Annotated in this window: 27 protein-coding genes; 9 read left to right on the plus strand and 18 right to left on the minus strand. The window is 35.0% G+C overall.

Annotation, left to right across the window (positions count from 1 at the left end):
• Positions 1-72: 72 nt before the first annotated feature.
• Both MHH66_RS22365 and MHH66_RS22370 read right to left on the minus strand, forming a co-directional pair.
• A complete protein-coding gene (locus MHH66_RS22365) occupies positions 73-276 on the minus strand; it encodes a hypothetical protein (protein WP_000391506.1) in 204 nt (67 codons plus the stop codon).
• Positions 277-356: 80 nt separating this feature from the next.
• Positions 357-2,819, minus strand: a complete 2,463-nt coding sequence (locus tag MHH66_RS22370; protein WP_078184516.1) for a LamG-like jellyroll fold domain-containing protein — start codon at positions 2,817-2,819, stop codon at positions 357-359.
• Positions 2,820-3,174: 355 nt separating this feature from the next.
• Between MHH66_RS22370 and MHH66_RS22375 the strand changes: the two genes are divergently transcribed.
• Entirely contained in the window at positions 3,175-3,600 is a 426-nt protein-coding gene (locus MHH66_RS22375; protein ID WP_078184515.1) for an S-Ena type endospore appendage, read from the plus strand.
• Between the two features lie 56 nt (positions 3,601-3,656).
• Here MHH66_RS22375 and MHH66_RS22380 read toward each other — a convergent pair whose 3' ends face one another.
• The 5 genes from MHH66_RS22380 to MHH66_RS22400 form a co-directional block, all read right to left on the minus strand.
• A complete protein-coding gene (locus MHH66_RS22380) occupies positions 3,657-4,001 on the minus strand; it encodes a DUF3992 domain-containing protein (RefSeq protein WP_078184514.1) in 345 nt (114 codons plus the stop codon).
• A 20-nt stretch (positions 4,002-4,021) separates the two neighbouring features.
• On the minus strand, positions 4,022-4,390 hold the full coding sequence (locus MHH66_RS22385) for a DUF3992 domain-containing protein (protein ID WP_063219330.1): 369 nt from the start codon (positions 4,388-4,390) through the stop codon (positions 4,022-4,024).
• A 110-nt stretch (positions 4,391-4,500) separates the two neighbouring features.
• Positions 4,501-5,106 (minus strand): DedA family protein, encoded by a 606-nt coding sequence (locus tag MHH66_RS22390; protein WP_002134575.1) that lies wholly within the window; start codon positions 5,104-5,106, stop codon positions 4,501-4,503.
• Positions 5,107-5,117: 11 nt separating this feature from the next.
• Entirely contained in the window at positions 5,118-5,399 is a 282-nt protein-coding gene (locus MHH66_RS22395; RefSeq protein ID WP_078184513.1) for a YkvA family protein, read from the minus strand.
• Positions 5,400-5,674: 275 nt separating this feature from the next.
• On the minus strand, positions 5,675-6,049 hold the full coding sequence (locus tag MHH66_RS22400) for a VOC family protein (protein ID WP_002063930.1): 375 nt from the start codon (positions 6,047-6,049) through the stop codon (positions 5,675-5,677).
• 108 nt (positions 6,050-6,157) lie between these two features.
• Here MHH66_RS22400 and MHH66_RS22405 point away from each other — a divergent pair, with 108 nt between their 5' ends.
• From MHH66_RS22405 to brnQ2, 4 genes are all read left to right on the plus strand, one after another.
• Positions 6,158-6,373, plus strand: coding sequence for a spore coat associated protein CotJA (locus MHH66_RS22405; protein WP_000357172.1), 216 nt, complete (start codon positions 6,158-6,160; stop codon positions 6,371-6,373).
• An 8-nt stretch (positions 6,374-6,381) separates the two neighbouring features.
• Entirely contained in the window at positions 6,382-6,645 is a 264-nt protein-coding gene (locus tag MHH66_RS22410; protein ID WP_002140482.1) for a spore coat protein CotJB, read from the plus strand.
• 12 nt (positions 6,646-6,657) lie between these two features.
• Complete coding sequence (gene cotJC, locus MHH66_RS22415; protein ID WP_078184512.1) at positions 6,658-7,227, plus strand: spore coat protein CotJC; 570 nt, start codon at positions 6,658-6,660, stop codon at positions 7,225-7,227.
• Positions 7,228-7,447: 220 nt separating this feature from the next.
• Positions 7,448-8,764 (plus strand): branched-chain amino acid transport system II carrier protein BrnQ2, encoded by a 1,317-nt coding sequence (gene brnQ2 / locus MHH66_RS22420; RefSeq protein WP_002029943.1) that lies wholly within the window; start codon positions 7,448-7,450, stop codon positions 8,762-8,764.
• A 38-nt stretch (positions 8,765-8,802) separates the two neighbouring features.
• On the opposite strand, the gene MHH66_RS22425 is transcribed toward brnQ2, so the two are convergent.
• The 4 genes from MHH66_RS22425 to MHH66_RS22440 all read right to left on the minus strand — a co-directional run bounded on the left by MHH66_RS22425 (position 8,803) and on the right by MHH66_RS22440 (position 13,559).
• Positions 8,803-10,725 (minus strand): FtsX-like permease family protein, encoded by a 1,923-nt coding sequence (locus tag MHH66_RS22425; RefSeq protein WP_078184511.1) that lies wholly within the window; start codon positions 10,723-10,725, stop codon positions 8,803-8,805.
• A 139-nt stretch (positions 10,726-10,864) separates the two neighbouring features.
• Complete coding sequence (locus tag MHH66_RS22430) at positions 10,865-11,869, minus strand: ABC transporter permease (RefSeq protein WP_078184510.1); 1,005 nt, start codon at positions 11,867-11,869, stop codon at positions 10,865-10,867.
• 1 nt (position 11,870) lies between these two features.
• Entirely contained in the window at positions 11,871-12,737 is an 867-nt protein-coding gene (locus MHH66_RS22435) for an ABC transporter permease subunit (protein WP_063219336.1), read from the minus strand.
• An 87-nt stretch (positions 12,738-12,824) separates the two neighbouring features.
• Positions 12,825-13,559: a YwaF family protein gene (locus MHH66_RS22440; protein WP_002029937.1), complete on the minus strand. Its 735-nt coding sequence runs from the start codon at positions 13,557-13,559 to the stop codon at positions 12,825-12,827.
• A 211-nt stretch (positions 13,560-13,770) separates the two neighbouring features.
• Here MHH66_RS22440 and MHH66_RS22445 point away from each other — a divergent pair, with 211 nt between their 5' ends.
• From MHH66_RS22445 to entC, 4 genes are all read left to right on the plus strand, one after another.
• On the plus strand, positions 13,771-14,874 hold the full coding sequence (locus tag MHH66_RS22445) for an efflux RND transporter periplasmic adaptor subunit (RefSeq protein ID WP_078184509.1): 1,104 nt from the start codon (positions 13,771-13,773) through the stop codon (positions 14,872-14,874).
• Complete coding sequence (locus tag MHH66_RS22450; RefSeq protein WP_002087431.1) at positions 14,871-15,545, plus strand: ABC transporter ATP-binding protein; 675 nt, start codon at positions 14,871-14,873, stop codon at positions 15,543-15,545. Before MHH66_RS22445 ends, MHH66_RS22450 begins: the two co-directional genes overlap by 4 nt.
• Positions 15,546-15,571: 26 nt before the next feature.
• Positions 15,572-16,723 carry an ABC transporter permease gene (locus tag MHH66_RS22455; RefSeq protein WP_002063918.1) on the plus strand — a complete coding sequence of 384 codons (1,152 nt, stop codon included), beginning with the start codon at positions 15,572-15,574 and terminating at the stop codon, positions 16,721-16,723.
• Between the two features lie 717 nt (positions 16,724-17,440).
• Positions 17,441-18,895 carry a cell wall-binding protein EntC gene (gene entC, locus MHH66_RS22460; protein WP_078184508.1) on the plus strand — a complete coding sequence of 485 codons (1,455 nt, stop codon included), beginning with the start codon at positions 17,441-17,443 and terminating at the stop codon, positions 18,893-18,895.
• Positions 18,896-18,949: 54 nt separating this feature from the next.
• Here the strand turns inward: entC and MHH66_RS22465 are convergent, their stop codons facing one another.
• The 7 genes from MHH66_RS22465 to MHH66_RS22495 form a co-directional block, all read right to left on the minus strand.
• On the minus strand, positions 18,950-19,873 hold the full coding sequence (locus MHH66_RS22465; RefSeq protein WP_016126599.1) for a HEAT repeat domain-containing protein: 924 nt from the start codon (positions 19,871-19,873) through the stop codon (positions 18,950-18,952).
• A gap of 107 nt (positions 19,874-19,980) precedes the next feature.
• Positions 19,981-21,066, minus strand: coding sequence for a DUF871 domain-containing protein (locus MHH66_RS22470; protein ID WP_078184507.1), 1,086 nt, complete (start codon positions 21,064-21,066; stop codon positions 19,981-19,983).
• Positions 21,056-21,334 carry a hypothetical protein gene (locus MHH66_RS22475; protein WP_002087437.1) on the minus strand — a complete coding sequence of 93 codons (279 nt, stop codon included), beginning with the start codon at positions 21,332-21,334 and terminating at the stop codon, positions 21,056-21,058. The genes MHH66_RS22470 and MHH66_RS22475 overlap by 11 nt, the downstream gene beginning before the upstream one ends.
• Positions 21,310-22,620 (minus strand): PTS sugar transporter subunit IIC, encoded by a 1,311-nt coding sequence (locus tag MHH66_RS22480; protein ID WP_001013048.1) that lies wholly within the window; start codon positions 22,618-22,620, stop codon positions 21,310-21,312. Before MHH66_RS22480 ends, MHH66_RS22475 begins: the two co-directional genes overlap by 25 nt.
• 76 nt (positions 22,621-22,696) lie before the next feature.
• Positions 22,697-23,002: a PTS sugar transporter subunit IIB gene (locus MHH66_RS22485; RefSeq protein ID WP_002087440.1), complete on the minus strand. Its 306-nt coding sequence runs from the start codon at positions 23,000-23,002 to the stop codon at positions 22,697-22,699.
• Position 23,003: 1 nt separating this feature from the next.
• Positions 23,004-23,324 carry a PTS lactose/cellobiose transporter subunit IIA gene (locus tag MHH66_RS22490; protein ID WP_002125414.1) on the minus strand — a complete coding sequence of 107 codons (321 nt, stop codon included), beginning with the start codon at positions 23,322-23,324 and terminating at the stop codon, positions 23,004-23,006.
• A 110-nt stretch (positions 23,325-23,434) separates the two neighbouring features.
• The gene (locus MHH66_RS22495; protein WP_078184506.1) at positions 23,435-25,375 is read right to left on the minus strand and encodes a BglG family transcription antiterminator; all 1,941 of its coding nucleotides are present in this window, start codon (positions 25,373-25,375) and stop codon (positions 23,435-23,437) included.
• Positions 25,376-25,434 lie beyond the last annotated feature (59 nt).

A 25,434-nucleotide genomic window follows, 5' to 3' on the forward strand; every position in this document is an offset into this window, starting at 1 on the left:
CTTTTGTATACTTATCCCGCTATTTGCCGGGCAGTAAGACTCCCACTGATTAAAGTTTCACTTTATTCTCCCTTACTTCGTCTCTTTCTTTTTCTTTCTCCACGCGTTTACACTATCAAAGAAAAAGTTAATAAATAGCGTTCCTAATCCCGCTAATAAAAATGTCATTAAAAATAGAATCCATATACTTTTATCTTTTAATAAATAATATCCTACAAGGAGCACAACGGCGATCCATACATATTCAAGAATTCTTTTTAGCTTTTTCTCTTCCAAATTATTCGCTCCCTTTTTCTATACTACTTTTAGTATAACAAAAAAGAAGCCTATCATGATAAGCTTCTTTTTCTTATACCTTATTTGTTGATGCTTTTTTCAACAAGTGAAATAGCGTGCTCTAGCGTACGATTCATTGATTCCACATACTCATCTTTTACATTTTTATCTTTTAACACAGCTTCTGCAACTGTGATTTTTTGACTTAATGATTTAACAGAACCGTCTGTTACATTTCCATCTTGCGCTTTCTTTACTAAAGCTTTTGCAGATTCAATATTCACTTGTAATTTTTCTTTCGGTGTTTTTGGCTGTTCTTCTGCTACCTTTGATTGTACAAATGTTTGGTTTGCTGTTTTTAATTCATTATACGTTTGAACAATTTGTTCTCCTGTACTTGCTATATTCTCAAACACTTTCTTTGCATTGTCATAACTTCTTTGTAATTCGTTAAAAGCTGCTTGTGAATACTGACCTGGCTTTTCACCAAATTCATAAGTACCAGCCAACACTTCTTTCACTTTTCCACTCTCTTCATATAACGCATTTACTTGCTCTAATTTTGTACGAGTAGAAAACTCGTTATATGCCGCTACTACTTCTGAAGAACTTAATGCTTTACTATATAATTTTGCTAATGCAATTTGTCCATTTAACGGAATACCGCCATTTCCGTTGCTATCTGGATCTGCACCAAGTGCGAATGGTACGTTCGGATGATATACTTTCCCTTGAGCTGGCTGACTATTTACTTTTTTACCATCTACATAAATTGCTACTTCACTTCCATTATACGTTCCTGTTAAATGATACGTTTTGTTTGCTTCTAATTGAACGCCAACACGTTTATAGCTTCCACCAATATGAGCCCATAATTCTACATAGCCACTTCCTGTAGACTCAAAACCAATTCCACCGCTCTCTGTATTTTGCAAAATACCTTGTCCGCGAATTTCATTCATTGAAAATACAGTTTCTAACGTAAATGAATTTGCTACTTTTTCTTTTTGTGCTGCTGAAAATGGAAGGTATCCAAATGTATTTGCTTTTCCGTTTAACTTCATAACATTCTTTTTCAATGCTTTATCATATTCAATAGTCACATTGCCCTTAACATCACCTTTTGTACCAAATGATGAACTGTCTTTAAATGTACCATCTGCAAAGTTTACATCAAAAACATCTGCCTTTGGTACTTTCACATTCGGGTCAATATTATCTTTTTTCGTAGTAATTTCTGCCGTTAATGGTTGTACACTTTCATTGCCGAATGAATCAATCGCAACTACTTCAAGTGTATATGATTTCCCGCCATCTAATCCTGCAAGTGTAAATGTAAGTTCTTTTGGAACTGGATCACGATAAAACTCTGAGAATGCTAATAACTTATTTTTAATCTCACCTGTTTGCTTATCCTTCGCTTGTACACGATAAGAATGAACAAGAAGGTTATCCACCGCTTGCGGGAATGTTACTGTTGCTGCATTTTCCGTTACATTTGATACTGACAATTTCGCATCTTTTGCAAAAGATGGCTTTTCTTTATCACGATCTTCTACATGCGTAAATGTTTCTTTCTTTGATGGCAACTGAATTTTCCATGGCTCGCCTGTCCAAGAATTCGTATGGAAATCACGACGATTAATTGTTACTTCCTTATCATCTACCTCTACTAATAAGCCTTGGCTTAATGCACGAGATTCTGAAGGGATATTCCCTTGCACTTTACCACCTTCAACTTCCATATAACTTACAGAAGATGTTCCAACAGACGTAAAATCTTTTTGATGAATCGATCTTGGATCATCTAACGGATAATGTGAATGACCTGAAAACGTAATTACTTGTGGATATTCTTTTAATACCGCATTAATTTTCGCACTATCTTTCGTTCCCCATTCTTGGCTACCGTACACTGTATCTTTAATATGTTGATGTAAAAACACAAAAATCGGTTTTTCTGGATCATCTTTTTGTGCCTTTGCCATTTCTTCTTTTAACCAATTAATTTGCTTGTCCGAATAATACCCATGTGTTGTCCCATCCTCTGGAGACATAACAAGGAAATGATACCCTTTTACCACCTTATGATAATAAACCGATTCCATTCCTGTCTTTTCTAAGAAACGCTTCTGCGCTCCCTCTACAGATAAACCGTTCCAATAATCATGATTACCTAGAGAATTCATTCGTACCGCATCTTTATTTGCATTTTCGTTATACACTTGCATGAAACGATCATATTGCTGCAGTGACCCAGAATCAGTAAAATCTCCTACAATAACAAAAGCATCTTGCTTTGGTGCAAGCGTATTAAATTGCTCAATCGCTCGTTTCCAACGAAACGTATCATCTGTTCCACTATTCTTAATATGCACATCACTTACAACTGGGAAAACAATTTTCTTCTCACTTGGTGCCTTTTCTTGCTTTTTCTCTTCCGCTTTAACCGACGTACTCCAGGGAAATGATACGAATGCCAATACAAACACCATTAATACTCCAATAAGGCCTTTTACTTTTCGTAAAACAGTTCTGTCCACGTAAATCCTCCTCATAATAATTGATTAATTACAAGGGTTATTGTAACGAAAACATATTAACTCCGTTTAAATGACAAATTAATTTTATTAGATTTTTGTAAATATACAGTTAATTGTTCATTAACTTCAACACTACTTCTACTATTGTATACAACCACCTTTTGTCTAAAAGAGTCTGATCATTCTTTTCCCATGTCTATTCACATATAATCTTTTCTATAACATTAATGATAAGTTAAGCTGTGTAAGCCTATTAGACAATCTTAATTTTAAAAATTTTCTTCTTTTCTTAACACATCGGCCATGCTTCTACATTTAATAGTAGTAAAAGACAACTTAAAAAGGAGGGGTTGTATTGAAGAACAAAAAAAATATTGGCTGTTTCGCTCCTTTATCTATCATTTGTCCAGACCCTTGTCCACCGCCCCCTCCTCCAAATCCAAGTTGTGAGCGAGTAACAAATGAATTTGCAGGGAATTTCCTCATAACTAACAACACCATTCCCTCTACCAAAGATGCACTACAATCAATGATACTGTGGCAAAGTGATGGGATACTGCTTATATCAGGTACTGTCTCGGTTTACAATAGTACTAGCAGCACCGAAGCAATTACAATTCAAATCGTTGGAGCAGTAACCAATATTTTCACTGTGTTTCCTGGTAATACAATTTCTTACACAGGAAAAGATTTACAGTCTGTCAGTATTATCAATATACAAAGTAATCCTTCACTATATTTAGAAGGCAAGTACTGTTGCCAATTTACATGTTGTTTATAAAATAACTATTTCATTACTTCTTCAGCAAAAAAAGCATACCATTACGGTATGCTTTTTTATGAAATCGGATAACGTACTGTAATACAAAACTCTCCTTGATTAACAGTTGTTCCTGTCGTAGTAATTCGAATTGTAGTAAAATATCGGACAGTAAAAGTACCACTACTCTGCGGTTGAACAGTAATTGTATCAACTACTGTAGCACCTACTAAAAAATCAACGGTGATCGGGTTTGCGCCTACATCATATTTCACATAACCTGAACCGTACACTTCTTGTGTAATGTTATTCGTGTATACAATTTGAGTACCAGCACCTGTAATAGACCAGTCTGTACATACTTGATCTTGTACAAGCGTTTTATTAGAACAACAAGACAAACCGGAACTTCTCATTCCCATTTTGATCCTCTCCTATTCTGCTATGAAAGTGGATAACGTGTTGTAATACAAAATTCTCCCTGATACGTTCCAGCAGGTGTTGCAGGTAACACAACTTGTATACTATCAAAGCGGCGATACGTAAAAGCAATACTCGTTCCTGGGTTTAATGTTTGTGTATCAATTGTAGCCCCAGCAGAATCAAGTACTTCTACAGTAATCGGGCCTGGTCCAACATCATATTTAACAAAACCAGTACCAATTACGTTTTGGTTAATATTATTTGTATAGAGAACATTATCAATTGCTGTTGCAACTACAGTAGCAGACCACGGACTACACACTTTATCTTGCACATAATTTTTATCTGGACAGCAAGTTAATGCTGACCCTGAGCACTCACAAGACATAGTTGTTTCCCCTCTCTCTTTTATATTCCCTATATGTGTATGTCCCTCAGAGTCTTTTGCCTGTACTATTCATCTATTTTCAAAAAATATGCAAATTCCATTACCAATGACTAGATAGATTCCGATCTGTTTCGTTTTTTCATAAATTTATAGATTAAAATACCACCTACAATAATAAGAACGACGGCTAATATCGGTAGCATATATTGTCCAACAACACCCGCTGCTTTTTCCCAATGCGGACCTAATTTCATTCCAAAATAAATATACAAAGTCGTTAACGGGAACATTGCTACAAATGTATATATGCTAAATTTCCATATGTTCATTTTCGCCATACCACATGGAACGGAAATAAGCGTTCGAACTCCCGGGATGAAGCGTCCTAAAAATGCTACAACCGGCCCATATTTCTCAAAGAAATCATCTGCTTTTTGAATTTGTTCTTCTTTAATAAAGAAGTATTTCCCGTATTTTATTAATAGAGGACGACCACCGTAATAACCTAGTGCGTATAACGTTAATGGTCCTGTCGTTCCCCCTAGTGTTCCAGCTAATACAGCTAGCCAAAAATTCATATCACCCTCGTATACCCAATATCCAACCATAGGCAAAACTACCTCTGCTGGAATAAACTCAAAAGTTAAAGCTAACACGACTCCAAAATAAGAAAACTGCTTTAAAAACTCGATTATATCTAAAATAATTTGCTCCATATTTTCAACTCCTATCCTACGTTTACGTTATGCTTTTCTTGTAATTGAACTGGCGCCATCTTTACAATTCGGTTCAAAATAAATAACACAATTCCAATATCATCTAAAATACCAATGAGCGGTAGGAAGTCTGGAATTAAATCGAGCGGCATCGCTACATAACCAACTAAAAAAGCAATAGATAAAATTTTCTTCTTTATTGAAACCTCTTTTGAAGTAAAAAAGTCAAATAGGAATGGAACAAAACGGCGGACATGAAATACAACTCTTAATCTACTAAAAAGTTTTTTCATTTTCTATCTCCTCTCTTTGTATACAAAAAGGACCCTACCAAATATGGTAAGGGTCCTAAAAAGACAATAAGGGGCCTTTACCATTGCTGGTAAAGGTCTCACTAACAACGAAACGTTGCCAATAAAGCCGAGGGTTTCTCCCTGTAATGACGACTTTACTGTAATAAGTTACTCCCCTTTAGATACACAATTTTATACAATCACATTAAGATATTTGGAGGGGCTTGTCAATATTTTTTTCATTCGCCATTAAGATTATTACATTACAAAAGAAGCTATTCTGTATTCTCTTTTAATACAAATTGGAGTTTAAAACGATCTGGGTCATAGAAAGTTATTCTTACTTCTTCACCACAGCAATCTTCCACAAATGATATATGATAAAACTCTAATTTTTTCTTTATCCGCTCGATATCTGAGGTTCTTAAAAATATCTCTGTAGCTGATGATGTGACAGTCTCTCTATACTCTCCCAATCCCCTGTTTACAACAAAACAAATTCTCGTCGAACCAATATCATACCAAACACCTGTTACACGTAATTGCGGCCTCTCCTCGCTCGGTTTAAAACCTAAAATTCCTTCATAAAAATATAATGTTTCCTTTAAGTTTTTAGATTCTAATACAATGCATGTCGTAATACTTTCCATCCGTACTCCCCCTGTCCCTCTTAGTTTTCTATATGAGTCATAATTTGCAATTATGTACGAATATAATACGTAGTGATGGATATTTCATTTATAAAGGAGGGTTGTGACATGGATAAATTCATGAAATCCTACATACCTTATCATGGTCCAAACGATCCTTGTCCTCCAATTGGAAAGAAATATTACTCAACTCCCCCGCACTTATATATGGGTTTTCAACCAACTAATTTACCCCAATTCACACCAAAAGAAGCTTTAAGAAAAGGGACTTTATGGCCTGCCTTTTATGATTATTATGAAAATCCTTACAAAAAAGGACGGTGAATAAAGACGTGACACAAACATTGCCTGATGAATATTACAAATGGATTGAAGAACTTCAAGAATTAGACTTTGTATTAGTTGAACTTACTCTCTATTTAGATACGCATCCCGACGATACTGCAGCTATAAATCAATTCAACGATTTTTCTTATAAACGAAGAGTATTAAAACAAAAAATTGAAGAAAAATACGGACCACTTCAGCAGTTTGGAAATAGTTATTCTAACGCTCCATGGGAATGGAGCAAAGGACCGTGGCCATGGCAAATATGAAGGAGAGAAACTATGTGGATTTATGAAAAAAAATTACAGTATCCTGTTAAGGTGAGTACTTGTAATCCAGCACTCGCAAGATTATTAGTTGAACAGTACGGTGGTGCGGACGGCGAACTGACTGCTGCTCTGCGCTACTTAAATCAGCGTTATACTATTCCTGATAAAGTCGTTGGCTTACTAACCGATATTGGTACAGAAGAGTTCGCACATTTAGAAATGATTGCTACAATGATTTATAAATTAACAAAAGATGCAACACCTGAACAAATGAAAGCTGCCGGATTAGACGCGCATTATGCGAATCATGATAGCGCCTTGTTTTACCATAATGCAGGTGGTGTTCCTTTTACTGCCACTTACATTCAAGCGAAAGGAGATCCTATCGCAGATTTATACGAGGATATTGCAGCTGAAGAAAAAGCACGAGCGACTTATCAATGGCTAATTGATTTATCAGACGATCCCGATATAAATGATAGCTTACGCTTTTTACGCGAACGAGAAATTGTCCATTCTCAACGTTTCCGAGAGGCTGTAGAAATTTTAAAAGAAGAACGTGATAGGCAAATTTATTTTTAATACACATATCCTAGCGATATGTGTTTTTTTACGTTAAAAGTGAAATTCTTCCTGCATTAACATATAAATAGTATATTTATTCAATTTTACGCATTATTTTAAAATATTTTTAAAATTCCCTCTTGCTTTCTAGTCATCAGACCTTTAAAATAATAACAGTTAATCGACAAATTATTTGAATTTTCGACAAAAAAACGCTCATTAGGAGGCTTTTCTTTATATGCGTACAACTTTAAAACCAGCGCAAATACTTTCGATTAGTTTATTACTATTCGCAGTTTTCTTCGGTGCTGGTAATATGATTTTCCCGCCTCTTCTCGGTCTTTCTTCCGGAGAAAATATGTGGGTTTCCATTACAGGATTTATTATTACAGATGTCGGTTTATCTTTACTAGCTATCGTCGCTGTTGCCCTTGCTGGTGGTAGTTTTAATACTTTAGCGAGCCGTGTCCACCCAAAATTCGCAGCAGTATTCGCTATCATTATTTATCTTTCCATCGGCCCACTATTTGTTATTCCACGAACTGGAACTGTATCTTATGAAATTGGGATTGCACCACTTTTCCCAGATCAATGGTACTCTATGTTAGTTTTTAGTGCGATTTTCTTTATAGTCGTCTACTTCTTATCGTTAAATCCATCCAAATTAGTAGATCATATCGGAAAAATATTAACGCCAATTTTGCTTGGAATTATTGCAATTATGGCAACAAAGGCGATTCTTTCACCAGTATCGTTCGCAGAACCAGTTGGTGACTATAAAGAAATCCCATTTTTCAAAGGATTTCTCGAAGGCTTTTTAACATTAGATGCAATCGGAGCTCTCGTATTATCAACAATTGTTGTAAATGCAATTCGCCAAAACGGGATACAAGATAAGAAATCCATTGCAAAATATACAATTATTTGCGGAAGCATTGCGGCTCTTTTCTTAACAATTGTTTACTTCTTACTAGGTTATATCGGCGCTTCAAACGGAAACTTAGGACAATTTGAAAATGGCGGTCAACTATTAGCAACTATTATGTATCAATTTTTTGGGACAAGCGGTAATGTTTTATTAAGTATCGCAATTATAGCTGCTTGTTTAACGACTGCAATCGGTGTTGTAAGTGCATTCGCCAACTATTTCACAACAGTATTAACAAATGTTTCATATAAGAAGCTTGTACTATACGTTTGTATTTTTAGCTTCGTTATTTCAAACTTAGGATTAAGTTTATTAATCAAAATTACATTACCCGTATTAATTATTTTATATCCAATTACAATCATTTTAATTTTCGTATCATTTATCGATAAATATACGAAACGTAAACCTTCTGTCTATATCGGAGCGATGATCGCAGCATTCATTATTAGCTGTATTCATGCACTTGATAATGTGGGAATGATACCAAGTTTTATCGCTAATATCGTACACACAATTCCTTTTTATAACTTAGGAATCGGCTGGATCGTTCCAGCAATAATCGGTGGTATAATCGGATACTGTATTCCACAAACAGAAGCTGCAGGTGAAGTTTCTACAAAATAAAGAAAAAAAGCAAGCATGAAATCCATGCTTGCTTCTTTTTATTTTCTATCGCTGAATACAGTATTTGTATATGAGCGAACAGTTAACATATAGTAGCCTAAGTAAATCATGATATACACTCCTATACTACCTAGTAAAGGAAGACTATATTCAAACATCCCTGTAAAGCCCATCAAACTTAAAAATGCAAAGAATGTATGACAAATCGCAAGCAGTAATGGTACTACGAAAATCGCTCCTACTTGTTTTCTTACAGACTCTGTTGCTTCTCTTTTCGTTAGTCCGATTTTCTTTAACATTCCGTATGCTGGTCGCTCTGCCAGCGCTTCTGTTATTTGTTTAAAGTATAAAATACAGCCAGTAGCAAGAATAAAAACAATCCCTAAAAATACACTTGCAAATAACAACACTGCACCATCTTGCAACTCAGCTTGACTCGCCTGTTCAAATGATTGGAATTTTTCTTCCTTAGATAGGATAGTCCCTAACTCTTTCGTTAGCTCTCTACTACCGTTTCCTTCAACGATAAATCCGCTAACTGTTGAAACAGCATTTCCTTGCTGCAACTTATTAAATAACGAGTCTTGAACAACAAGTCCAACTGGCGCAAGTTTCGCACTAACAATTGTTTCCTCACGATGCTCAACAATTGTTATACCATTCTTCATCCCTTCAAAGGACACGTTGTTTCCTTCAAGCGAATTCTTTTCAATGTTATATGATTTATACGGATCTAATAAAATTGCTTCCTTTTCCGAATGAAGCACAGCTTTTTTATTCCCTAACATAGAAGCTGATTTATTAAAATCCGACTCTTTTATAACTTGTACATTACCATTACCTATTAAATACCCAGTTAATATTTGTTCTCCATCTATCTTCCCTTGCGTAGAAAGTAAAGCTACGGATGTTTCATTTTTGATTCCTAACTCATGTTTTTGAATTTCTTCTCTAACTTTCTTATCTAATTCCTTTCCAGTTGTTACATACTCATAACTAACTGGATTCATTAATGTCGCCGTTTTCTGAGCCCCATAATACATACTAGAACTAATCCCAATTGTACATAGCGTCACTGCACTTAATAAAGATAATAACGCAAGCATCTTTACGTTCCCTTTTATTCTAAAGAACAGTGAAGAAATCGATAAAATGTTCGTTCCATTCCAATATTTCATTTTATCTCCCTTTATTTTATGGAGTGATTTCACTGTATATTGCTCAAATAGTAAAAACGTACCTTTTACAATACACCCAAAAATAAGTAGACCTGTAATAAAAATTGCTCCAAACCCAAAAACTTGTGTGAGTAACGCAATTATATAACCTGTAATTAATAAAACAATCGCTCGTTTTGCCTTCTTACTTGAATACGTAGGTGCCTCTTCCTTCTGATTTTCACCATATAGTAATTCAACTAAACGATGCTCATAAATTAACTTTTTACTTTTCCATGATGCAATAAAGAAAATCGCACCTATCGTTATAAGGACTTCTACTATAGATAAAAATGAAATCGTAAATGTGAACGTAAACGCACTTCCCATTAACTTCACAAGAAGCCCTGCACATATATTCGCTATAAATAAACCAGAAATAATACCTAGTACACTTGCCGCAGCACCAACTAATAGTGTTTCATAAAAGAGTAACTTAGCAATTTCTTCTTTACGAATTCCTAATAAACTATACAATGCAATTTCTTTCTTCTTCTTTCGTAAAAAGAAGCTATTACAATAAAAAATAAAAATCGTTAAAAAAATAATCAATAAAATTTGTGCAAACGTAAATGTCGTTTCCACTTTATCCGATTCTTTTAAAAGCGCTACTACACTTTCATTTCGTTTAATCGATACGAATGTAAAATAAATAATAATGCTGCCTACTAATGAAATAAAGTATAGAAAATAATCTTTCATATTTCGTTTTATACTACGTTTTGATACTTCTAAAAAATCCATCGTACACCTTCACCTGCTCTCGCATTTCTCTATACATGAAGTGTATACGAAATTGTATTTCTCCCCTATCGATTTTCATTACATCTCTCTTACGATATTGTAATATAGCAAAATAAAAGAACCTAGTTTCCTAGGTTCTTCACATCGTATGTTTAAAAGTAAATAACTCTTCTTTTGACTGCACAGCAGATTGTTCCTCTTCTGCAACGTCCTTCTTTATCTCTCCTCCTAACCTTACTTTCATCATCGCCTCTTCTATACTTTTTACAATCATATTTCCTGAAAAAATAGTAAGTCCAAAAAACGTGATGGGAACGAGCGGAATCCACGGATTCACTGTTAATGATCTAAAATAGACTCCAATTAAACCTGACCATTCATGCGTGTAAGATTCTATTTCTTCTATCGGTCCTAAAAACTGAACTGTTCCACCAAAGAATATTTCCAGTAATCCTAAGTGCAGTAAAATAGTAAGAGTTTGCGTAAACTGCTGAAAAAATACAAGTATAAACGTCATATAGAGATGCGGGAAAATATGCTTTATAACAATGTGCCTTCTCGATCCACCCAATATGCACGCAGCTTCAATAAATTCTTCGGTTCTCAATTTACGTACTTCCTTCGCAACATACAGTGCAATAACTGGCATCACAAGCATTACAAGTAATAAAACTTGAAACGAAGCTCTTTCAAAAAAGGTTGTTGTTTCCTCTCCATTTCCAAAGGTATTCACAGAGCGAAGCAAGAAATACGCAATCATAACTGTTGGAATGACTGTAAAACTATCAAAGAAAGCCTCAATCTTTGAAAAGCCTTTTTTTATGTATGTTCCGAGCAAAACACCGAAAAACACACCCATTACCATTCTAAGTAATGCGATTAAAAACGATATTCCAATCGTCCACTTTGCTCCCTCAATTACTAAATGTAAAAGGTCATATCCTTTCCGGTCTGTCCCAAGTAAAAATTGTAATGAAGGTGAAAACGGTGGTACTTGTGGATTTTCATCCGCATCATATTGCAACGTAACTTGTCTAATATGTCCATCATTCCATATCGTATTTCCGATGCTCAAAAGAACTAATATGAGAAGAAACCCAATGCTTATCCAAAATCTTTTATCGCGTTTTATATACGTCCACATATTATAGCCTCTCCTTCATCGCAGCTGGAATGAGATAATGAAACAATTTAAACAAAATAAAAATCGGAATATAAATAAGCAGCACACTAACGATGAAAACCTCAACCCTAATATCCGGATATGATTTCAAAAACATAAAAATACCTCTCGTATTAAAAATCCATTCTATAATATATAAATTAGATAACATAAAAAAAATATTCGTTTTCGCAAAGAACAGTGTACTAAGCAACACATTTCGTAAAATATGACGATTTAAAATGTGAAAACGCCCCAACCCTTTCGCCTTAGCAAATAGTACATAATCTTTTTCTAGCTCATTTTCAAAACGAAGCACTAACAGTTTTACAAACAGAATCGTAGTCGGTATACTCAAACAAAATATTGGCAATCCTCTAATAGACTCGCCTCCGATTGACGCAATTTGAAAGGGTAAAAAACCTGTCTGTTTAAAAAACCATATAACTAAAATTTGTGATCCCAAAATAAGAAGAATGTCTGGAATGGATTCTAGGAAGATGAGAAATGATTTAATTCGATGTTGTATACGCGGTGAACTACTCATAATCATATAAACGATACAAAATGCTACAAATAATGAAATGCAAAATGCAGACAAGAAAATAACCATTGTTTCTTTATAATGAACAAACAACTGTGGAAATAAAAATTTATCACTTGCATATTGCATATTGGAAATATCCATTAATTTCGCAAATACTTCTTTTAAACTCTTTATGTACGCTGATACATTCAGCTCAAATCCATAAAATAATTTCGGCAGTGCCCCTAAAAAAATAATACCCAAAATTGAAATGATAAATTGAATTGTCATTTCCATCCCATTCAAAAAAACTTTCTTTACCATTTTCCCCCTTCTCTCTATATAATTTACCATTTAATTTTATTCTTAATTTTCTGAATTGTAAATATTTATAATAAAAAAATCACTAGGTTATGATCCTAGTGATTCTTTATGCGCATGCCCTTCTCTTTTCGCAAATGGTATATACAAAATGAAACATCCCATAAGCGCAGCTATTTCTAATGAAATAATATAGTAGGGATGCGGCCCTAACATATCGAGTAATGAAGCAGTTTCTGGCTTATGAGCTAAAAACATATAATTGCCACCCGTTTTATAATTAACAAATGAAACGATTGGAATTACTATGTTTAAAAATATCATCGTACGCTTAATCGATTGCAAGGTAGGTCTATATCCTTCTACCCACGTCATAAAGAGCGGTGCCCAAATGAGTAATACATGTGCAATGAAGAATTCTATAAAGCGAAAATGCGGAAAAGCGTATTGCACGTTCGGCGTTAAAATGGCTTGCGATGCACCGATAATTCCTGTAAAAAACACAATCTCATATATTCGATAGCTTTTCGTTACAATCATAATCGATGCTAACAATAAACTAATCGTACATAACTCAAATGGTAATGAAGTGCCTAGCTCAAAAATACCGGCTTTCCATTCCCACATATGAAGTCCAATCTCACTTCCTATAAATAGAAATGCAATCGCATATCGAACCGTTATATTCCACTCACTTTGACGCAATAAATCTTGGTATTGATACAGAAAAAATATCCCCACCAACATAATAAATAATATAATGACATGTTGCCTCGAGTACGGAATAAATGGTTTTAATGGATGCGCACTAAAATAAGCTTCCATCTTCCTTCCTCCTCTCCTTCATACAATATTATTATTAGAAAAAAACAACGAGTCAATTCATTTGCTTAAACTAGGAAAACCTCCACCTTACATTTACATATTTATACCTTACAAAACTGTAAGGTTATTGTAAGCTAAAACGATTTGTCAGATTCTTCACCTCTTCTATACTTAATGTAGATACTAAAACGAACGAAAAGGTGATAAATAGATGAAGAAGAAAAATAAAGTGTTAATTACTAGTGTAGTAGCGATCGGAATTGCAGCTGGATCATATTTTGCATTTGCTGGCGGTAGTTCAGAAGTAGCAATGGCATATAGCGGTTATAAAATTACGGAAAAACAAATTGAAAATGCACAAAAATTTGGCGGCGAAGTTATTCCAAATGGTATTGAAACAATTTCATTCGATCCAACAAAAGGTACGTATGAATTAGCTGTTAAAAAAGGTGATGAAGTGAAAAAAGGTCAGCTTCTATTTAAATATAATGACCCTACTGCTAAACAAGGTGTAACAGAAGTAGAAATGCAAAAGAAAATCGCACAAAAAGAAGTAACATTGTTCCAAAAACAAATTGATGCAGCGAAACAAAAATTACAAAAAGATAAAAATGCAGGCCTTCCAGCTGAAGCATTAAAAGCATCAGAAATTGAAGTTGGGCAATTAGAATCACAACTTGAAATGAAGAAGTTTGAAGTAGAAAAAGCTGATGAAATGATTAAAGTAGCAAAAGAGAAAGTAAACACACTTTCTGTAACAAGTCCAGCCGACGGTGTAATTGATGATATCGTAAAAACTGCTGATGAAAAAACAGGTATGAGTGGCATTACACTTCGTCACGCTGGTCAATTTAAAGTAAAAGGTCAACTTTCTGAATATGAACTTGCTAGTATGAAAGTTGGGCAAGAAGTAACTGTTTCATCAAAAACTGTCGCTGGTAAGACTTGGACAGGAAAAGTAACAGAAATCGGTTCTACACCATTAAAGAGCATGGACGAAAATAAAACTGTTTCTAATTATCAATTCACTGTCACATTAGATAATAGTGAAGAATTACAAAACGGCTTCCATGTTTACGTAACAAGTAAATCTGGCGAAGCAACTGGTACGATTGTTCCGAAAAGCAGCATTGTGAAAAAAGGTGACAAAAATGTTGTCTTCGTTGTAAAAGACGGTAAAGCGAAAGAACAAGCAGTTACTGTTGAATTTGAGACAGATAGCGAAGCAAAAGTTTCTGGAGTGAAAAAAGGAGAGGAAATTATCTCTAAACCTGAAAAAGACTTAAAAGACGGTATGGAGGTTGTCACTCAATGATTAACTTAAAAGGCATCACGAAATCTTTCCAAAATGGTGCAGAGTCCGTTCAAATATTACATGGAATTGATGTAACACTAAACCAAGGAGAATTCACTTCTATTATGGGACCGTCTGGTTCTGGTAAATCAACATTAATGAACATTATCGGTTGCTTAGATAAACCAACGACAGGTGCGTACGAACTAGCTGGTCAAAACATTTCAAACATGTCTGAAACAGAACTTGCACATGTTCGTAATAAAGAGATCGGATTCATATTCCAAAACTTTATGTTATTACCGAGACTTACAGCACTTCAAAATGTAGAACTACCTCTTATTTACGCTGGAGTCGATAAAAAAGAAAGACGTGAGCGCTCATTAGCAGCTTTAACAAAAGTCAGTTTAGCTGATCGTGCTACTCACTTACCAAATGAATTGTCAGGTGGACAAAAGCAGCGTGTCGCAGTCGCACGTGCAATCGTAAATAACCCGAAATTTCTCTTAGCAGATGAACCGACGGGTGCACTTGATACGAAAACAAGTACACAAATTATGGATCTCTTTTACGAATTAAACAAACAAGGCTCAACAATCATTATGATTACCCACGATCGTGAAATTGGGGAAGCGGCAGCACGTCAAATTGTAATTCGTGACGGAAATATCGTCCAAGATTGGAGAGGTTAATTTTGAACACGAGTGAAAATATACGCATGGCCCTTTCCTCTATCTTTGCTCATAAAATGCGTTCTATATTAACAATGCTAGGTATTATTATCGGTATTAGCGCCATTATTACTATCATTTCAATGGGTGATGGTACAAATGCAAAGTTTAAAAAAGAGTTAGGCCAAGGAAAAGATACTGAAGTAACGATTTACTACAACAACCCTGATTACGGAACTGATAGTGCCAAAATTACAGCTGATATGTTAAAACGTCTTCAAACTGTTCCTGGCGTTAAAGATGTTTATCCAGATGTAAGTATGAAAGTAAAAGCATCTTCTGGTTCAAAAGATGTCTCTCTTGATTTAAAAGGTGGAACAGGTGCCTTCATGACAGATGCGAAAATAAAATTAGTTCACGGTCGTGAATTAAATGATAGTGAATTAAAGCAAGCAATTCCTGCTGTTATTTTAAATGAAGAAGCTTTCAACAAATTGTTTAATGGTTGGGAATCAAATTTATATACTGATATAAAAGGAAAGCCATATAAAGTAGTCGGTGTGTATGAAGCAAAAAATGATTTCGGAATGGCTATGTCAGAAGGTTATACATCACTTGAAAACGCTCCTGTAATCTCAGGAGTAACTGAGTATGACTCTGTAAGATTAATATTAACTTCGCCAGCAGAACGTAAAAGTGTAGAAAAACAAGCTGCTTCTGTTTTAAACGAAATGAAAGCTCCTAAATTTGAGCATAAATTTGAAGCTCAAGATATGGGTGAGTTTACGAAGCAATTAGACGAATCAATTGGTATGATGAAAATGGTATTCGGTGGTATTGCTGCTATCTCCTTACTTGTTGGTGGTATCGGTGTAATGAACATCATGCTTGTATCTGTAACAGAACGTACACGTGAGATTGGTATTCGTAAAGCACTTGGTGCAACGCGCGGTAAAGTATTAACACAATTCTTAATTGAATCTTGTATTTTAACAGGACTCGGTGGTTTCATCGGATTCATGCTCGGTATATTCTTCGCTTGGATCGTCTCAATCTTTGCCGGATGGCCACTCGTTATCTCAAAAGAACTTGGACTTCTTTCAGTAGGTATTTCAATGCTAATCGGTATTGCATTCGGTTTACTACCAGCTAACAAAGCTGCAAAACTTGATCCAATTGAATGTTTACGATATGAGTAAATAAAAAACGTAGGAGTTTACACTCCTACGTTTTTTATTTTGTTGAAGGCAAATGTAATTTCATCGACGTTTTGACAAAAATAAGAACCTCTAACTTCTATTATATAAAGTGAAACTATAATCAGTGGGGGTTTTGTTCATCCCCCACTGATTATTAGCCTTCACCAATCGGGCTTTTACCGGCAGTTAATCTCCCACCTAACTTCTTTGCTTCAGCCGAATTTTGAGGTGAGGGTTTTACTGCCCACAAATAGCGGGATAATTCTACTGCAACTCGCGAACCAACTCATAACGATATCATCCCTTTAAATCATGTTTCTTCTATTATATATGTTTCATGTTGCGATTATCTTTTTATCCTTGCAACTTTCATTTCGCATTACCACTATCCTACAATCTTATTATTGCAAAAATAATATGTAAAAGAACAAATTCAAGGCGTAATTTTTTCCATACTACAACTTATTTTGTAACAATTATATCTCTATTTCATTAAAATCCCCCCTATATATACGACTTCACACACAAGAAGATTATATTTTCATAACTACATTACGATTCAAATAGTTAAATATCCCTTTTTTGTAACATTACAGAAACATTCAAGTAACACTAATGAAACATTATTAATCTATTAGTAATTAAAAAAGTGTTGATTTTATGAATCGTATGTTCTAATCCCCTCAAAAACGCAAAGAAAACGCTATCAGGATATAAATGGAATTATTACAGAATATTAATGCCTCGTTACGAATGCTTTGTAGTTTTGTGTTTTCCGCAAATAAGAAAATAATGGTTGCTATAATGAGGTCAACGAAAACAAATGCAATGGAGGCTATTATGAAAAAATTTATGGGTATAGCAACAGCAGCGGTTTTTGGTCTTGGGATTTTCACAACATCTGCTAAAGCAGAAACAATCGTAACGACTGATGTACTAAATGTACGAGAAAACCCAACTACTGAATCACAAGTTGTCGGAAAGTTATTAGATGGATATAAAGTTAACGTTTTACATACAGAAAACGGATGGTCAAAAGTTAAATTAAATAGTGGTAAAGAGGCTTTCATAAGCGCTGACTACACAAAAGATACTTACTACGTAACAGCAAACGTATTAAACGTACGTGCTGGAGCAAATACAGATTCAGCGATTCTTGGTAAATTGAAAAAAGATGATGTAATCGAAACAACACACCAAGTACAAAATGATTGGATCCAATTTGAATATAACGGCCAAACAGCTTATGTACACATTCCTTACTTAACAGGAAAAGCACCAGTTAAAGTTCAGCCAGTAGTTAAAGCTGAAAAAGTAACTAACGTTCAAGATACAGCTAAAGTTCGTGAAGCAGTTAAAGCCGGGGAAGTAGCTGAAACTCAAGCAAAAGCTAAGGCTCAAGAAGCAACTAAAGCTCGTGAAGCTGCTGAAACTCAAGCAAAAGCTAAGGCTCAAGAAGCAACTAAAGCTCGTGAAGCTGCTGAAACTCAAGCAGAAGCTAAGGCTCAAGAAGCGGCTAAAGCTCGTGAAGCGGCTAAAGCTCAAGAAGCAACTGAAGCAGCTAAAGCTCAAGCAGAAGCTAAGGCTCAAGAAGCAGCTAAAGCTCGTGAAGCAGCCAAAGCTCAGGCAGAAGCTGAAGCTCAAGCAGAAGCTAAGGCTCAAGAGGCAGCTAAAGCTCGTGAAGCGGCTAAAGCCGGGGAAGCAGCTAAGGCTCGTGAAGCGGCTAAAGCCGAGGAAGCAGCTGAAGCTCGTGAAGCGGCTAAGGCTCAAGAGGCAGCTAAAGCTCGTGAAGCGGCTAAAGCTCAAAAACCAGCTACACAACAACCTGTTGCAAAAGAAACTGAAACAAGTGCACCATCTTCTTCTCGTGAATTAAGAGTTCAAGCAACAGCTTACACAGCGGATCCACTTGAAAATGGTTACAAAGCAGGAGACCAAGTAAAATCAGCTATGGGTCATAACTTAACAGCTAATCCAAACATGAAACTAATTGCAGTTGATCCAAGTGTCATTCCATTAGGTTCAAAAGTATGGGTTGAAGGTTACGGAGTAGCAATCGCTGGTGATACTGGTGGAGCTATTAAAGGAAATAAAATCGATGTTTTAATGCCAGATAAAGGTACATCAAGTAACTGGGGACGTAAAACAGTTACAGTGAAAATTTTAAACTAATTATTAAAAAAAGAGTTAGTCTCATTATTGAGGCTAACTCTTTTTTTATGATTCTTACACTCTTTCTTTCTCTTGAAAGTAACTAATATTATCCCGAATCCATTTTCTCTCTGACAAAAACAAGTTTCCTCGTTTTTTATATACTTTATCAAACGTCTTTAAAACTTCTTCATGAGTAGCAAACTTATGTAAGAAACGAAGAGCAATGACGATCTCTGATTCATCAGTAGGCTCTACTTCATTTTTACGTCTTCTAGAAACAACTTTAGTTACACGTTCGCTAATTGGTTGAATCGCCATTTCATCTCCATATGCATAAATAGCTCGAACAGCTTCGTATTTCACCATAACATTTCTATCCTTTAAAGCTTCAATATAAACTATTTGTAAGTCCGCTCCCCCTATTTTCGCTAAAACCTCAATAACAGTTGAACGAACATAAGCACTATCGCAATGTAAAAGCTTTGTTAAAGGTAAGATTGATCGCTTTGTTCCAATCTCATATAAAGTGGCACATATATTTACAATATCATCTCGATTCTCTTCCACTGTAAGTAACTTCAATAAAGCATCTTCTGCTTCCAACGATTTACACAACTTTAAAGCGATGACAGCAGAATAACGAACTCCACTATTTTTATGATATATGTAAGGAATAATTTTATGTGCATTGCTTGCTTCAGATAATTTACTTAAATCTATGAGCATGCTATCTAACACCATCCTGCTTTCTTCACTTTCTAACCGATCTATCAAATAATCTGCAATATACATCTCTTTAGTATTTATTGCAAGTCGTGTAATTAAAAAATAAAGATTTGTTTTTATATATACTTTTCGTGCTTCCATTACTTTCTCTTGGAAACAAGAAAAAAGCGATACATCATTTAACTGCCTCGCTTCTTCATAAGCACATTGCCGAATACCTGCTTCTTCATCCGCCATCCGCCTTAATAAATCATCTATATACTCTTCCATCTCCTTCTCCCCCGTCCAAGTTAAATCTATCCCTTTGAATTCTATATACGATAGACTACTATTTCAACAGAAAAAAGAGGCTGCTATAGCACCCTCTCTTACCTTCCCTATTCCACACAAGTAAACTGTGTCCAAGCTCCTACATAATCTAGTAAGAATAACTCTTCTTCTGCAATTGTACCGACAATATTTTTCCGTTCATCTATTGGCATTTCTTTCAGAATGATTTGTAGTTCACCTTTATACTTTCCGAATAAGTTATTACCAATTACAACTTGCCCTCTTTCCTGTCGTACACTTTCGCGCACTGGGAAGTCATAGTCTTTGTACTTTTTACGTACTTCTGTAGAACGTACCATATACTCTGTTATGTCACCGCGTCTTACGTGTAATTCTTGCAGTGTCGCTCTCTTCTCTACTTCAGTCGCTTCTTCTACAAATTGTACCTTTAGCTGTAACATGTAACGATTTAAGTTTCCTAGTTTCTCTAACTCTTCTTCACTCGCATAAGCATTTCCGATAATAACATCATCAATAAACCCTGTTGCCCATAAATGTTTCGCTTGTACTTCAATTGGTAAGTTACGATGTTGTTCTAACGTACATAATCCGTCATTAATATCCCATGGACCGATGTCAGCTGCATGCGATGTAATAAAGGCTGCACTGCGAATACCATGCTTTTTGAAGCGTTCACTACAGCGAATGAAATAATCATACGGAAGACCAGTAAATTTTTGCGGATAAAAATTGTGGCAACCAATTAAAGCTGATTTATTCGCTTGATGCGAAAGGATATTTTCTAAATAGGCAATATCATTACTTACATTCAGCTCAATTTTTAAGCCATATGGATTATTCGTCATTTTCGCTTCTGTTAACCCGTCAAACCCTACATCTAAACGAATTCCATCTGCACCTAACTCTGCAAAGAATGATAGATCACTATAACTAATACCAAGTTGATCGAATACAGCCGGAGCTACATCTAAAATAACTTCCATATTATACTCTTTTGCATGCCCAATAATTTCTTTAAATTCAGCTACAATTTCTTCTTTCGGACGATTCACAGATAATAGACATGTAAATATTCTTGAAAAACCGTGGCGTGCCGCTGCCGAAATGTATGCCATATCTTGTTCTTTCGTTGAATGCTCTGGATAAAGTGAAATTCCTAATTTACGCTCCATGCTTTTGCATCTCCTTCACACGTTGTATTAATGCCATGCTCGTAAATCTATATTTTGCAGATAAACATGTTGCACATAAAATCGTTGGTACGATGATAAAGTACGGTGATTCTAAACTAAATGCCACATAAGCCCCCATTGAACATCCAATAAATAATATCGACACAAGTAGTAAAACTAATAGCGATTTACTTTGTACCCACTTTGAATAATGTGCAATACACTGCCCCGCCACGAATGTAATTAAGATGATAATTGCTCCGAGCATTCTGTTTTCTCCTCTCCTGCTAATTGTTGTTTCTCATACATTTTGAAGAATGGATAGTAAATAACGAATGAGATAACAAAGTTAACAAGTACAAGTACACCAGCCATAATTGTCCAGTCCGTACTAATAATCGCTGCAATTGGCGCTAACATCGTAAATGGCAGCTTCGCCATCATGAGCGGAATCATACCTGAAACAACTGCGAAATATGATACCGTCGTTGTAACTAACGGTGTAATAACGAACGGAATAATTAAGATTGGATTCATTACAATTGGTGCCCCGAAAATAATTGGCTCGTTAATATTGAATAAACCTGGTACGAATGATAATCTACCTAACTCTTTTAAGAACTTAGATTTAGAGAACATAAACATAATTACTAAAGCTAACGTTGAGCCTGATCCACCAATCCATACGAACCATTGAATAAATTGCTCTGTAAATAAGTTTGGTAACTGATGTGCATTTCCTGTAGCCGTGAATACTTCCATATTTTCAAGAATTGCTGAATCCCACATCGGACGGATGATTGGTCCTAAAATCGCTGGGCCATGTATACCGAACGACCAGAAGAACACGATTAAGAATACTGTTAATAAACCGCCGAATAAATTATTTCCTACTAATACTGATTTTAATGGTGCGATTAAATATGTGATTGTTGTGTTTACATCAAATTTCAAACCGTAACGAATACCCCAGAATAAAAGAATAACTACTAAAGTTGGAATTAATGCTGCAAACGAGTTTGCAACTGCTGGTGGTACACTATCTGGTAATTTAATCGAAATATTATGCTTAATCATAAAGTGATAAATTTCTACTGCAATTAATGCTGTCACAATAGCTCCGAATAAAGAAGTTGCACTTAATGTCCCTACTGAAATATATCTTCCTGCATCAATAACACCTGGTACAGCTTTTGTTATTTGAATTGGTTCAACTGATGCTAGTAAAAAGGCGAGTACAGATAATAATCCTGCACTTAATTGATTGAGCTGATAAAAGTTCGCGAGTGAGGCCCCTACCCCAAATGCTGCGTATAAAGCCATTAAGCCTACTGTAAATCGGAATGGAATATCTAAAATATGACGAAACGGTGCAATCCACTCCATATATGCATCAATTGGTAAGTTTAAAAAGATAACGAAAAATGACCCGACAATCGTTAACGGTAATGTAGAAATAACTCCATTTCGAATTGCTAATAAATGTCGTTGCCCCGCAATCTTTTGCGTTGTTGGCATAATCTTCTGTTCCATAAAACTCATAAAACCATTCATCGATAACCCTCCCTATGTTCAATCTGACAAAAGTAAAAGTTATAACATTATAATGTTTATATTTAAAAAAATATAATTACGCTAAAACTAATTGTTCAGCTTGCTTAAGTACTTTCAAACCATCACACATACCATAATCTCGCTGCTCTATAATTGCAACTGGTATATCGTATGACTTTGCAAGAAACTCTACCGCTGGAAACAAATACTTCACCTGTGGTCCAATTAAAACAACATCAGCATTTTTTATTTCCAGTTTCACAAGTTCCGAATCAACTGCTTTAATTTTATAATCCTTCCCTTGTTTCTTTGCCTCTTCTTGCATTTTTCTTACAACCATACTCGTTGACATGCCTGCTGCACAACATAATAAAATGTACATATTATACTGTCACTTTCTCTTCCACTCGTTTATGAAGAGTAATAAATTCCTCAGCAAGTTCTTTCACTGTAATGGCATTCATTAAATGATCTTGTGCATGCACTAATAATAAACTTATTTCTGCATGATTGCCTCTTGCTTCCTCTTGAATTAAATCGGTTTGAATACGATGAGCGGATGATATTTCCTCACTAGCAAGTTCCATCTTTTCACTCGCATTCTGAAAATCTCCTTGTCTTGCAAAAGCAATTGCTTCAAGTGCCGCGCTTCTCGCGTTACCACCATGTAAAATTAACGCAAATGGAGTTTGCATATCAGTCATTTTAAATTCCTCCAAGCTATGTTTTTTCTATATTTTCATCTTATTATGAAAACGCATACAATTAAACATAAAAAACTTCCGTTATGTAACGGAAGTTTTAATATACTTTTTCATAATGATAGTAAGATTTCTTGAAAATCATCAACAGCTTGAGCCTGATGCAATTTTTCTATTATAGTTTGATTAGACATAATATCATATAAAAAATCATAAAGCTTTTGTAAATCTTCATTATTATTGCGCTTCACACTAAATAAAATAATAACTTGTACTTTTTTATCTCCCCAGTCAATCGCCTTATCGAGTGTACAAAACATCAAAAATGTCGTATCGCTTAATAATTGCATCGGATGCGGAATTGCCACTAAGTTTCCAACCGCTGTAGGAGATGTGTTCTCTCTCTCCATAACAGAAGCATAAAAGTTTGCGGGTACATAGTTTTTCTCAGCAGCTTTCTCACATAAAAACTGAATAACCTCTTCTTTCGTAGAAGCACTACGATTTAAGAAGATCAAATCTTCCTTAATGTATTGCTGCATACTATCATTCACATGTGTAAATAACTGCTTACCAATTGATTTAATCTCTTTATCATCAAATATCGAGTTTACCTTTATAACCGGAACAGGCAAACCACTCGGTATATGAATCGTACTAATAATACAATCTATTTTATCTTTATAAAGATCTTCCACTTTCAATTGATAGTACCCTGTAATACCTACAATCTCTAGTTTATCTCGGAAATGTGATAGAATTTTATATTTCAGTAGTTGTGCACTCCCTTGACCAGTTGCACAAACTAATAAACATCTTTTCTTTTGATTATTTTCCTGCAAGCGGCTCATCGCCCCACCAAAGTGAATGGCAATATAACCAATCTCACTCTCTGGAATGGATTCACCCATATATTCACCAATTATATCTCCAACGAGAACTGCAATTTCAAAAGCATATGGATAATTTTTTTTCACTTCTGCCAAAAGAGGATTTCTCGTATTTAACTTATATCTCAAACGATTTAATAACGTTTTTAAATGAACACCAAAACCAAATAATAATTCTTCATCGTAATAAAAAGTAAGATTCCGTTCTTCCGCTACTTTGAAAAGAATATGCTGCATGAATGCATATACGTCTTTCCCTAATAGCTCTTCCACATTTTCATAGCGATCTCTCGCTGTAACAGCAGTACTTAATAAATGCATCGTCACATATAAAATTTCTTCTTCTGGAAATTGAAGCTTTAGCTCTGCCCCTAAATTCCCTAAAATCTGTTTCGCAATTTTATATTCTTTCTTTATTATAAGTTCAGATTCCTCTACATGCAGTGCTTGAATGTAATGATCATCCCTGCATCTCTTTAAAGCAATCGCAATATGAATTGATAAATTATCAATTTCTATATCTGATAAATATATCGTTCCTCCCTCGATATACTTTAGTATAACTGAGCGGATGAGAGAAATATGGGGTAACGATAAATATGTGTCCGTCTGCTCATAGTTCTCATGAAACGGAGTATGTTCATACCGCGGTAAACCATATTGTGATAAACAAGAACGAATATTAAATTCTTCTCCTACAATACGTATACCATAATATGGTCTTTTTTCAATTTGTAACTCATAGCGACTACAAATATCCGTAACATCTTTCATAATTAAGTTTACAGTAGATTTACTCACATAAATCTCTTCCGCTAGCTGTGAAAGCTTCACATACCCATCTGTCGTTAAAATACGGTGTAAAATATACGCTACTCTTTCTTCATAAGAAGTTGGAATCTTTTCTGTCTGTTTTTGAAATACATTTACGCAAAAATCTTCAAACTTCTTAGTTTGTATAATTTCTAGCTCGTACCCATTCCCTCTTTGTGATTCAATTTTCGCTCCGTGTTCTTCCAATATATCATTTAATAATTTTATATCCTTTTGAATCGTCTTCGTTGATACGTGTAAACGGCTCGCTAAAAAAGCTCGACTTAACATCGATTTCTCTTCTAAAAACTCCTCTAAAATGGAAATTAATCGCTGATGCACTTTTGTCATAGCTCTTCCTCTCGCTCTTTATATAAAAGGGAAAAAGCCACTGAAATCAGTAGTTTTTT

The organism is Bacillus sp. FSL H8-0492, assembly GCF_038006145.1.
GTDB lineage: Bacteria > Bacillota > Bacilli > Bacillales > Bacillaceae_G > Bacillus_A > Bacillus_A mycoides.

Coding starts and splice junctions, on each gene's coding strand:
- MHH66_RS22480 (WP_001013048.1), bottom strand. CDS start 22,620: ATGAATGGTTTTATGAGTTTTATGGAACAGAAGATTATGCCAACAACG.
- MHH66_RS22445 (WP_078184509.1), top strand. CDS start 13,771: ATGAAGAAGAAAAATAAAGTGTTAATTACTAGTGTAGTAGCGATCGGA.
- brnQ2 (WP_002029943.1), top strand. CDS start 7,448: ATGCGTACAACTTTAAAACCAGCGCAAATACTTTCGATTAGTTTATTA.
- MHH66_RS22495 (WP_078184506.1), bottom strand. CDS start 25,375: ATGACAAAAGTGCATCAGCGATTAATTTCCATTTTAGAGGAGTTTTTA.
- MHH66_RS22385 (WP_063219330.1), bottom strand. CDS start 4,390: ATGTCTTGTGAGTGCTCAGGGTCAGCATTAACTTGCTGTCCAGATAAA.
- MHH66_RS22440 (WP_002029937.1), bottom strand. CDS start 13,559: ATGGAAGCTTATTTTAGTGCGCATCCATTAAAACCATTTATTCCGTAC.
- MHH66_RS22455 (WP_002063918.1), top strand. CDS start 15,572: ATGGCCCTTTCCTCTATCTTTGCTCATAAAATGCGTTCTATATTAACA.
- MHH66_RS22390 (WP_002134575.1), bottom strand. CDS start 5,106: ATGGAGCAAATTATTTTAGATATAATCGAGTTTTTAAAGCAGTTTTCT.
- MHH66_RS22490 (WP_002125414.1), bottom strand. CDS start 23,324: ATGACTGATATGCAAACTCCATTTGCGTTAATTTTACATGGTGGTAAC.
- entC (WP_078184508.1), top strand. CDS start 17,441: ATGGAATTATTACAGAATATTAATGCCTCGTTACGAATGCTTTGTAGT.
- cotJC (WP_078184512.1), top strand. CDS start 6,658: ATGTGGATTTATGAAAAAAAATTACAGTATCCTGTTAAGGTGAGTACT.
- MHH66_RS22405 (WP_000357172.1), top strand. CDS start 6,158: ATGGATAAATTCATGAAATCCTACATACCTTATCATGGTCCAAACGAT.
- MHH66_RS22470 (WP_078184507.1), bottom strand. CDS start 21,066: ATGGAGCGTAAATTAGGAATTTCACTTTATCCAGAGCATTCAACGAAA.
- MHH66_RS22380 (WP_078184514.1), bottom strand. CDS start 4,001: ATGGGAATGAGAAGTTCCGGTTTGTCTTGTTGTTCTAATAAAACGCTT.
- MHH66_RS22395 (WP_078184513.1), bottom strand. CDS start 5,399: ATGAAAAAACTTTTTAGTAGATTAAGAGTTGTATTTCATGTCCGCCGT.
- MHH66_RS22475 (WP_002087437.1), bottom strand. CDS start 21,334: ATGCTCGGAGCAATTATCATCTTAATTACATTCGTGGCGGGGCAGTGT.
- MHH66_RS22450 (WP_002087431.1), top strand. CDS start 14,871: ATGATTAACTTAAAAGGCATCACGAAATCTTTCCAAAATGGTGCAGAG.
- MHH66_RS22465 (WP_016126599.1), bottom strand. CDS start 19,873: ATGGAAGAGTATATAGATGATTTATTAAGGCGGATGGCGGATGAAGAA.
- MHH66_RS22425 (WP_078184511.1), bottom strand. CDS start 10,725: ATGGATTTTTTAGAAGTATCAAAACGTAGTATAAAACGAAATATGAAA.
- MHH66_RS22435 (WP_063219336.1), bottom strand. CDS start 12,737: ATGGTAAAGAAAGTTTTTTTGAATGGGATGGAAATGACAATTCAATTT.
- MHH66_RS22400 (WP_002063930.1), bottom strand. CDS start 6,049: ATGGAAAGTATTACGACATGCATTGTATTAGAATCTAAAAACTTAAAG.
- MHH66_RS22430 (WP_078184510.1), bottom strand. CDS start 11,869: ATGTGGACGTATATAAAACGCGATAAAAGATTTTGGATAAGCATTGGG.
- MHH66_RS22485 (WP_002087440.1), bottom strand. CDS start 23,002: ATGTACATTTTATTATGTTGTGCAGCAGGCATGTCAACGAGTATGGTT.